The sequence below is a fragment of the Bacillus sanguinis genome, assembly GCF_018332475.1.
Lineage (GTDB): Bacteria > Bacillota > Bacilli > Bacillales > Bacillaceae_G > Bacillus_A > Bacillus_A sanguinis.
Genome location: NZ_BOQB01000145.1, coordinates 18,371 through 27,747, shown reverse-complemented (window position 1 = coordinate 27,747; position 9,377 = coordinate 18,371). Strand labels below are relative to the sequence as shown.

The 9,377-nt window shown below is 37.7% G+C and carries 11 protein-coding genes and 1 riboswitch; all 11 genes read left to right on the top strand.

Translation table 11 applies throughout. The annotated features are described in order from the left end of the window. Window positions 1–394 precede the first annotated feature (394 nt). The 11 genes from KI369_RS16585 to sufU all read left to right on the top strand — a co-directional run bounded on the left by KI369_RS16585 (window position 395) and on the right by sufU (window position 9,333). A complete protein-coding gene (locus tag KI369_RS16585; RefSeq protein WP_000640866.1) occupies window positions 395–739 on the top strand; it encodes a toprim domain-containing protein in 345 nt (114 codons plus the stop codon). A 3-nt stretch (window positions 740–742) separates the two neighbouring features. After that, window positions 743–1,051: a thioredoxin family protein gene (locus KI369_RS16580; protein WP_076541789.1), complete on the top strand. Its 309-nt coding sequence runs from the start codon at window positions 743–745 to the stop codon at window positions 1,049–1,051. 154 nt (window positions 1,052–1,205) lie between these two features. Continuing rightward, a complete protein-coding gene (locus KI369_RS16575; RefSeq protein ID WP_212956670.1) occupies window positions 1,206–1,550 on the top strand; it encodes a hypothetical protein in 345 nt (114 codons plus the stop codon). A gap of 125 nt (window positions 1,551–1,675) precedes the next feature. After that, window positions 1,676–1,783, top strand: a riboswitch (SAM riboswitch). A 179-nt stretch (window positions 1,784–1,962) separates the two neighbouring features. Then, the gene (locus tag KI369_RS16570; RefSeq protein ID WP_212956669.1) at window positions 1,963–2,988 is read left to right on the top strand and encodes a methionine ABC transporter ATP-binding protein; all 1,026 of its coding nucleotides are present in this window, start codon (window positions 1,963–1,965) and stop codon (window positions 2,986–2,988) included. Next, on the top strand, window positions 2,981–3,646 hold the full coding sequence (locus KI369_RS16565) for a methionine ABC transporter permease (protein WP_212956668.1): 666 nt from the start codon (window positions 2,981–2,983) through the stop codon (window positions 3,644–3,646). The genes KI369_RS16570 and KI369_RS16565 overlap by 8 nt, the downstream gene beginning before the upstream one ends. A 23-nt stretch (window positions 3,647–3,669) precedes the next feature. Then, window positions 3,670–4,482 carry a MetQ/NlpA family ABC transporter substrate-binding protein gene (gene metQ, locus KI369_RS16560; protein WP_212956667.1) on the top strand — a complete coding sequence of 271 codons (813 nt, stop codon included), beginning with the start codon at window positions 3,670–3,672 and terminating at the stop codon, window positions 4,480–4,482. 71 nt (window positions 4,483–4,553) lie between these two features. Beyond that, window positions 4,554–5,360, top strand: coding sequence for a MetQ/NlpA family ABC transporter substrate-binding protein (gene metQ / locus KI369_RS16555; protein WP_212956666.1), 807 nt, complete (start codon window positions 4,554–4,556; stop codon window positions 5,358–5,360). Window positions 5,361–5,598: 238 nt separating this feature from the next. After that, complete coding sequence (gene sufC, locus KI369_RS16550) at window positions 5,599–6,384, top strand: Fe-S cluster assembly ATPase SufC (protein ID WP_000929163.1); 786 nt, start codon at window positions 5,599–5,601, stop codon at window positions 6,382–6,384. 15 nt (window positions 6,385–6,399) lie between these two features. Further along, complete coding sequence (sufD, locus tag KI369_RS16545; protein ID WP_000152177.1) at window positions 6,400–7,692, top strand: Fe-S cluster assembly protein SufD; 1,293 nt, start codon at window positions 6,400–6,402, stop codon at window positions 7,690–7,692. After that, the gene (gene sufS / locus KI369_RS16540; RefSeq protein ID WP_212956665.1) at window positions 7,692–8,912 is read left to right on the top strand and encodes a cysteine desulfurase SufS; all 1,221 of its coding nucleotides are present in this window, start codon (window positions 7,692–7,694) and stop codon (window positions 8,910–8,912) included. Before sufD ends, sufS begins: the two co-directional genes overlap by 1 nt. Beyond that, complete coding sequence (sufU, locus tag KI369_RS16535; RefSeq protein WP_000009525.1) at window positions 8,902–9,333, top strand: Fe-S cluster assembly sulfur transfer protein SufU; 432 nt, start codon at window positions 8,902–8,904, stop codon at window positions 9,331–9,333. Before sufS ends, sufU begins: the two co-directional genes overlap by 11 nt. Window positions 9,334–9,377 lie beyond the last annotated feature (44 nt).

Sequence of the window (9,377 nt, the reverse complement as noted above, 5' to 3'; positions counted from 1 at the left end):
TAGAACAGTCGGTCATTTCACTCCTGTTCTGAACGAGCCGCTATTTGTGCTTTTCGTTGTCCAGCTCCACCTCCTAGCCCTTCATGTCTAAGAGCCTTCCGCACGAGAAGACAAAAAGCGTCTTCTGTGCGAAAGAACCTTAGCCAACAGGGCTAAACAGTCGGTTCCGCTTTTCTTTATAATCCAGCTCCAGGCGGCTAGATTGTTCGGTGGCTTCGCTTCCTCCTGCAAGGCAAAAAGCGCCTTTACGTCAGAAGCTCCATCCCCCTCACAATCTGAACGAGCCGCTTGCGCTTTTCTTTTGCAAAAATAAACAGGAAACAACATGAAAATAACGAATATACTATATACTAAGTTAAAGGTTGTATAGTATATGGTGATCGGGTGATGACATATGATTTATGTAGAAAAGGTCATTATTGTAGAAGGTAAATCAGATAGAAGAAAGATTGAATCTATTATTCGTGAACCGGTGGAAATTGTTTGTACAAATGGTACAATTGGTTTGTCGAAAATGGATGAGCTCATTGATCAGTTTTTTGATAAGGAAGTGTATGTACTAGTGGATGCTGATGATGCTGGAGAAAAGTTAAGGAAACAGTTTCGAAAAGAATTTCCGCAAGCAGAGCATATTTATATTGATCGCTCGTACCGAGAAGTGGCAACTGCGCCATCTTCACACTTAGCAAATGTATTATGGGGAGCTGACATTGACGTTTATACAGAATATTTACGGTAAGGAATGATAGAAGTGATTGACTGGACAGGAGCCGAAGCAACAGCCCTAATAGAGAACGAAGAAAAAACAGTGTTATATGTATATACCCCAATGTGTGGAACATGCCAATTAGCAAAAAAGATGTTAACAGTCGTTGAGATGACAATTGAAGACCTCCAAATTGGAATGTTAGATTTAAATTATGCTCCGCATTTAGCGAAAGAGTATGGAATCGAAAGTGTACCGTGTTTACTTGTTTTTGAAAATGGGACACTCATGAAAAAGATATATGCATTTCATTCGGTTGAATATTTATATACGGAATTAAAGTAGGCGGCAAAGTTTTTGCCGCCTCGACATATTTCTCGGGAAATATGTCGAGATGCAGGGTGATTACAGTATTTGTCGAGCGAAAGTAACAGGATTGCTCTTTAGTGAGAGGGAATGGTATGTGTAATAGAAAGTGATATGAAGGATGTGATTTAGGGTGAAATTATATTCTTTGCTGCAATCATTTGTAAATTACGCTAATGGTCAATATCATTTAGAGCCGCTTTTAAGACAAGGAGAAAAAACTGTTAATTTCCGCTTTGGAGATGAAAGTTGTTCGTTACAAATTTCAAAAGATTATATAGAGTTGCTACATGAGGAAAGAGGAACGGAGCAAATTATTTGTGTAGATGAAGAAGATGTAAAACAATTGGTGAATGGCCATGTACGATTGCAAACGTTAATGAACGATGGACGTATACAATATTCGGGAACGTATCGAACGATGTTATTAATTGAATCGATGTTTCATATATGTAAACCGATGTCAGTAGGTGCTTAAAATTCTGAAGTTTCGTTTTTTACGAAAATTTCTGTTGACATGGTGTGTGGATATTGATACAATTCAATTCATAAAATATAGACAATTTCATAAATTACAAATCAGACGAAAATGTAATCTGATTTCTCTTATCAAGAGAGGTGGAGGGACTGTGCCCTGTGAAGCCCGGCAACCGTCAACTTATGTTGAAATGGTGCCAATTCCTGCAAAGCAAATGCTTTGAGAGATGAGAGAGAGGGATAATGTTGTTATATACGCATATAAACCTTTCTGCTTCTCTAAAGCGGAAAGGTTTTTTTATTGTTTGAATGTGGAGGACATTCAAATAATAAAAGTAGTGATAACGGTGGACTACACGCATTAAACATAAAAAAATTGCGGAGTCGATCCAAACAAAAAAGGGGTGAACATCATGATCTTGTTAGAAAATGTAAAGAAAATATATAAAGCAAAAAGCGGTGATGTCACTGCTGTAGATAATGCCAATTTAAAAATAGAGAAAGGCGAAATATTTGGTGTTATCGGATATAGTGGCGCTGGGAAAAGTTCGTTAATCAGATTATTCAATCAGCTAGAAAAACCAACTTCAGGCCAAATTACAATTGCAAATCGTGTCATTTCAGCTATTACAGGAAGTGAGCTTCGTAAGGCAAGGCAAGAAATTGGAATGATTTTTCAGCACTTCAATTTACTTTGGTCACGAACTGTACGTGAAAATATCGAGTTCCCACTTGAAATTGCAGGTGTCGATAAGGCGAAAAGAAGAAAACGTGTTGATGAGTTAATTCATCTTGTTGGTTTAGAAGGAAGAGGAGACGCGTATCCATCTCAGCTAAGCGGAGGACAAAAGCAACGCGTTGGTATTGCAAGAGCGTTAGCTAACAATCCGCAAGTGCTTTTATGTGATGAAGCAACATCAGCTCTTGATCCAGAAACGACAGATCAAATTTTAGATTTATTATTAGATATTAATAAGCGTCTCGGTTTAACAATTGTACTCATTACACACGAGATGCACGTGATTCGAAAAATTTGTAATCGAGTAGCGGTAATGGAGAGAGGAAAGATTGTAGAAACGGGTCCAGTACTTGATGTATTCCGTAATCCGCAGAAAGATATTACGAAACGATTTGTACAGCAGTTAACGGATTCTGAAGATACAAATGAAACGATTGAAAGTTTAATTGAAAAATATCCAGATGGTAAAGTAGTTCGTTTGCAGTTTATCGGTGAGGCTGTAGAAAGACCAGTACTTCAAAGATTGATGCAGCGCAGTGATATAGAAGTTAGCATTTTGCAAGGAAATATCGCACAAACGAATAACGGTTCTTACGGTAGTTTAGTTGTCCATTTAAATGGTGAGGAAACAGCGATTCAGCAAGCAATAGAGGGAATACATCAAGATCAAGTAGAGCTGGAGGTGATTGCACATGGATAAGTTACTCACAAATGTTGATTGGAATCAAATGTTAGAAGCAACTGGTGAAACGTTATATATGACGGCAATCGCAGCTCTTGCCACATTTGTTTTAGGACTAATTTTAGGATTGTTACTCTTTATGACAGCGAAAGACAATTTATGGGAAAACAAGACGGTTAACACGGCGATTGGAGCGTTCGTAAACATTTTTCGTTCAATACCGTTCATCATTTTAATTATTTTATTAATCCCATTCACAAAGATCTTGCTTGGAACAATTCTTGGAGCGAGTGCAGCACTTCCGGCTTTAATTATTGGAGCGGCACCATTTTATGCAAGAATGGTTGAAATTGCACTTCGTGAAATTGATAAAGGTGTAATCGAAGCTTCAAAAGCGATGGGAGCAAAAACAAGCACAATTATTTTGAAAGTGTTAATTCCAGAATCGTTACCAGCATTAGTATCTGGTATTACGGTTACGACAATTGCTTTAGTAGGCTATACAGCAATGGCGGGAGTTGTTGGTGCTGGCGGTCTTGGAACACTTGCTTATTTAGAAGGATTCCAACGAGGAAATAACGATGTAACGATCGTTGCGACAATTTGTGTATTACTAGTTGTATTTTTCATTCAGTGGATTGGTGATAGTGTAACGACTCGAATAGATAAACGATAATGAAAAACGGGAGGATGTTTCAAATGAAAAAATTATTACTTACAGCACTTATTTCAACTTCAATTTTTGGGTTAGCGGCTTGTGGCGGGAAAGATAAAGATGAAAAGAAACTTGTTGTAGGTGCTTCTAACGTACCGCACGCTGTTATTTTAGAAAAGGCAAAACCGTTACTTGAGAAAAAAGGAATTGAATTAGAAGTGAAAAAATTCCAAGACTACGTGTTGCCGAATAAATCGTTAGCGGATAAGGATTTAGATGCAAACTACTTCCAGCACATTCCGTATTTAGAAAAAGAAATAAAAGATAAAAAATATGATTTTGAAGTAGCAGGAAAAATTCATTTAGAGCCAATTGGTGTATATTCTCAAAAATATAAGAGTTTAAAAGAACTTCCAGACGGGGCGACAATTATTATGAGTAATTCTGTTGCTGACCATGGACGTGGTTTAGCAATTTTACAAAAAGAAGGTATTTTAAAAATTAAAGACGGGGTAGATCCAGTTAAAGCAACTCCAAAAGATATTGCGGATAACCCAAAAAACTTAAAATTCAAAACGGATATTGAGCCTGGTTTATTACCACAAGTGTATAACAATAAAGAGGGCGACGCTGTTTTAATTAATTCGAACTATGCAATTGATGCGAAGTTAAATCCAGAAAAAGATGCAATTGCAATTGAAGGAAATGATTCACCGTACGCAAACGTAGTAGCTGTTCGTAAAGGTGATAAAGATAAAAAAGAGATCAAGGCTCTTGTAGAAGTATTACATTCTAAAGAAATTGAAGACTTTATTAACAAAGAATATAAAGGAGCGGTTGTTCCTGTAAAAGAATAATTGCTGCAAAGGGCTGGTGTATGCCGGCCCTTTTTATAACTACATAACTATTGGGGAGAAGGGGACATCATATGAAAAAGATTCTATTGTCAGTTGTTACAGCACTATCTGTATTTACATTAGCTGCTTGCGGGGGGAAAGAGGAGAATAAGCTTGTTGTAGGTGCTTCTAACGTGCCGCACGCTGTTATTTTAGAAAAGGCACAGCCGATATTAGAGAAAAAAGGTATTAAATTAGAGATTAAAAAATTCCAAGATTATGTGTTGCCGAATAAAGCATTGGCGGATAAAGAAATTGATGCGAACTATTTCCAGCACATTCCTTACTTAGATAAAGAAATTCAAGAAAAGGGATATAAAATTGTAAACGCAGGAAAAATCCATTTAGAGCCAATGGGCATTTATTCTAAGAAATATAAAAGCTTAAAAGATTTGCCAGATGGCGGGACTGTTATTATGAGTAATAACGTAGCGGAGCGTGGCCGTATGCTCGCATTATTACAAAAAGGCGGCGTTATTAAATTAAAAGATGGTGTAGATGTTGTTAAAGCAACAGTAAAAGATGTTGTAGAAAATCCGAAAGACTTAAAGTTTAAAACAGATGTAGAGCCTGGATTGTCACCAAAGCTGTATGAAAATAATGAAGGCGATGCTTTATTCATTAATTCAAACTATGCAATTGATGCGAAATTAAATCCAACAAAGGATGCAATTGCGATTGAAGGATCAGACTCTCCGTATGCGAATATTATTGCAGTTCGTAAAGGTGACGAGAAGAAAAAAGAAATTAAAGAGCTAGTAGAAGTACTGCATTCAAAAGAAATTCAAGATTTTATTAATAAAGAATATAAAGGTGCTGTACTTCCAGTAAGTGAATAAATATAAGGAAAGGACTGGTAATTTCCCAGTCCTTTTTTCTTTATATAAATAAGAAGAAAGGTGTATCATATAAAGATGTAAGGGAAATACTTATATACATTTGTGAAAAAACTGTTACTTTTTTTCGTCGTTTGCGATATCATTTTATTTGATATAAAATTAGAATGAGAATAAAATGAGAATATGAACGTTTTAGGAATTTTTAAAATGTATATAGAGGATTAATGGAGGTATTGAGATGGCTGGTTCTACATTAACGGTTAAAGACTTACACGTATCAATTGATGGCAAAGAAATTTTAAAAGGTGTAAACCTTGAAGTAAAGGGTGGAGAAATCCACGCAATTATGGGACCTAACGGAACAGGTAAATCAACTTTATCTTCTGCAATTATGGGTCACCCAAAGTATGAAGTAACAGAAGGTAGCATCATCATCGACGGTGAAGATGTATTAGAAATGGAAGTAGACGAGCGCGCACAAGCAGGTCTATTCCTAGCAATGCAATATCCAAGTGAAATTAGCGGAGTAACAAACGCTGACTTCTTACGTTCTGCAATTAACGCACGTCGTGAAGAAGGCGATGAAATTTCTCTTATGAAATTTATCCGTACATTAGATAAAAACATGGAATTCCTAGAAATGGATCCAGAAATGGCACAACGTTACTTAAACGAAGGTTTCTCTGGTGGAGAGAAAAAACGTAACGAAATTCTTCAATTAATGATGATTGAGCCAAAAATCGCAATCTTAGACGAAATCGACTCAGGTCTTGATATCGATGCATTAAAAGTTGTATCTAAAGGTATTAACCAAATGCGCGGCGAAGAGTTCGGTTGCCTAATGATTACGCATTACCAACGTTTATTAAACTACATCACTCCAGACTTCGTTCACGTTATGATGAACGGTCGTATCGTTAAATCTGGTGGCCCTGAGCTTGCACAACGTCTAGAAGCTGAAGGTTATGACTGGATTAAAAAAGAATTAGGTATTGAAGACGAAACAACAGAGCAAGAAGCGTAAGAGAGGAGCATAAACATGACAATCGGTACATTACCTTTCGATCAAGAAACAATCCGTCAACGCGCAAGCGAAGTAAACGAAGCTGCTTGGTTGACTGAGTTCCGCTTACAAGCTCTTGCACAAGCAACTGAACTTCCAATGCCAACGCCTGATAAAACGAAAATTGAGAAATGGGACTTTATCGGAAAAGGCGACGCTGCTAAGCAAGAGCCTGTAAGTTCTTTAACAGAGCTTCCAGAAGCAGTGAAAAACTTAATCGATGAAAATAACAGCGTATTAGTACAACGTACGGGTACAACTGCATTCGTTTCTTTAGCAGACGAAGCAAAAGAAAAAGGTGTTATTTTTACAGACATCGTAACAGCTGCAACAGAGCATGCTGAACTATTACAAAAGTATTTAATGAAAGACGGCGTGAAGGTAGACGAGCATCGTTTAACTGCACTTCATGCTGCATTAATCAACGGCGGTGCATTCGTATATGTTCCGAAAAACGTTGTTCTTGAAACTCCACTTCAAGCTGTATTCTTAGTAGACGGCGAAGAAGCTAACGTATATAACCACGTATTATTCGTAGCTGATGCGAACAGTACTGCAACTTATGTAGAAAACTACGTTGCAAATGAAAATGCTAAAGGTATTGCAAATATCGTAGCAGAAGTAATCGTGGAACAAGGCGCACAAGTGAAATTCGGTGCGGTTGATCTATTAGCAAAAGACGTAACAACTTACGTTAACCGCCGCGGCGTTGTAGGACGCGACGGCCGCATTGATTGGGCTCTAGGCCTTATGAATGACGGAAACACAATTTCAGAGAACGTTACGAACTTAATGGGCGACGGTTCATATGCTGATACAAAAACAGTAACAATTGGCCGTGGTAACCAAACACAAAACTTTACAACTAAAGTTGTTCACTTCGGTAAACACTCTGAAGGTTGGATTTTAAAACACGGTGTACAAAAAGATAGTGCAACATCTATCTTTAACGGAATTGGTAAGATTGAACACGGTGCATCTAAATCAAATGCACAACAATCTTCTCGCGTTCTTATGTTAGATGAAAAAGCTCGCGGTGATGCAAACCCAATTCTTTTAATCGACGAAGATGATGTAATGGCAGGTCACGCAGCTTCAGTAGGCCGCGTAGATCCATACCAACTATACTACTTGATGAGCCGTGGTATTCCAAAACGCGAAGCAGAACGTTTAGTCATCCATGGATTCTTAGCACCTGTAGTTAATGAGCTTCCAATTGAAGGAGTAAAGGCACAGCTTGTTGAGGTAATTGAAAGGAAAGTTCGCTAATGAATATTCATGAAATACGCAAACAGTTTCCAATTCTTGATCAAAAAGTGAACGGCAAACAACTTGTTTATTTCGATAGTGCAGCAACTTCTCAAAAACCAATTCAAGTCATTGAAACGTTAGAACGTTACTATAAAGAATATAATTCTAACGTGCATCGCGGTGTTCATACGCTCGGTACGAAAGCTACCGATGCGTATGAAGGTGCACGCGAGAAAGTTCGCAAGTTTATTAATGCGAAATCAATGGAAGAGATTATTTTCACGCGCGGAACGACAACTGCATTAAATACAGTAGCGGCTAGCTATGGTCTTGAAAATGTAAAAGAAGGCGATGAAATCGTTATTTCTTACATGGAACACCATAGTAACATCATTCCGTGGCAACAAGTTGCGAAGAAAACTGGTGCAACTTTAAAATACCTTCCGCTTCAACCAGACGGTACAATTTCTTTAGAAGATGTTCGTCAAACAGTTACACCGAATACAAAAATCGTTTCTATTATGCAAGTTTCAAACGTGCTTGGAACGATTAACCCTGTAAAAGAAATTGGAGCAATCGCACACGAAAATGGCGCAATTATGGTCGTTGACGGTGCACAAAGTACACCTCATATGCAAGTGGATGTACAAGATTTAAACTGTGATTTCTACGCATTATCTGCTCATAAGATGTGCGGACCTACAGGTATCGGCGTATTATATGGTAAAAAAGAATTGCTAAACAATATGGAGCCAATTGAATTTGGCGGTGAAATGATTGATTTCGTAGATTTACAAGAATCTACGTGGAAAGAGCTTCCGTGGAAGTTCGAAGCAGGTACACCGATTATCGGTAATGCAATCGGACTTGGTGCGGCAATTGATTTCCTAGAAGAAATCGGTCTTGATAATATTGAAAAGCATGAACATGAATTAGCGCAATATGCTTTAGAAAGACTATCAGAAGTAGACGGCGTTACAATTTATGGTCCAAAGCATCGCGCTGGTCTTGTTACATTTAATATTGAAGACGTACATCCTCACGATGTAGCGACAGTATTAGATGTAGAAGGCATTGCGGTTCGCGCAGGACACCACTGTGCACAACCGCTTATGAAGTGGCTGAAAGCTTCTTCAACAGCACGTGCGAGCTTCTATTTATATAATACAAAAGAAGAAATTGATACATTTGTTGAATCGCTAATCAAGACAAAGGAGTATTTCACAAATGTCATTTAATAATTTAGATACGTTATATCGTCAAGTTATTATGGATCATTATAAGAATCCTCGTAACAATGGCGTGCTAGAAGATAGTGTTACAGTAAACTTGAACAATCCAACTTGCGGCGATCGTATTCAACTTACGATGAAAGTAGAAGAAGGTATTGTGCAAGAAGCGAAGTTTGAAGGAGAAGGATGTTCTATCTCAATGTCTTCAGCTTCAATGATGACACAAGCAGTAAAAGGTAAGAAAATTGAAGAGGCGCTTCAGCTTTCTAAAATTTTCTCTGACATGATGCTAGGAAAAGAGTACGATGACAGCATCGATTTAGGAGATATTGAAGCATTACAAGGCGTATGCAAGTTCCCTGCACGTATTAAATGTGCAACATTAGCGTGGAAAGCGTTAGAAAAGGGCTTAAACGAAGATAAGTAATGTTAAAGGTTCCTAAAAACGAGGTTATCTAAGGAGGGACACAC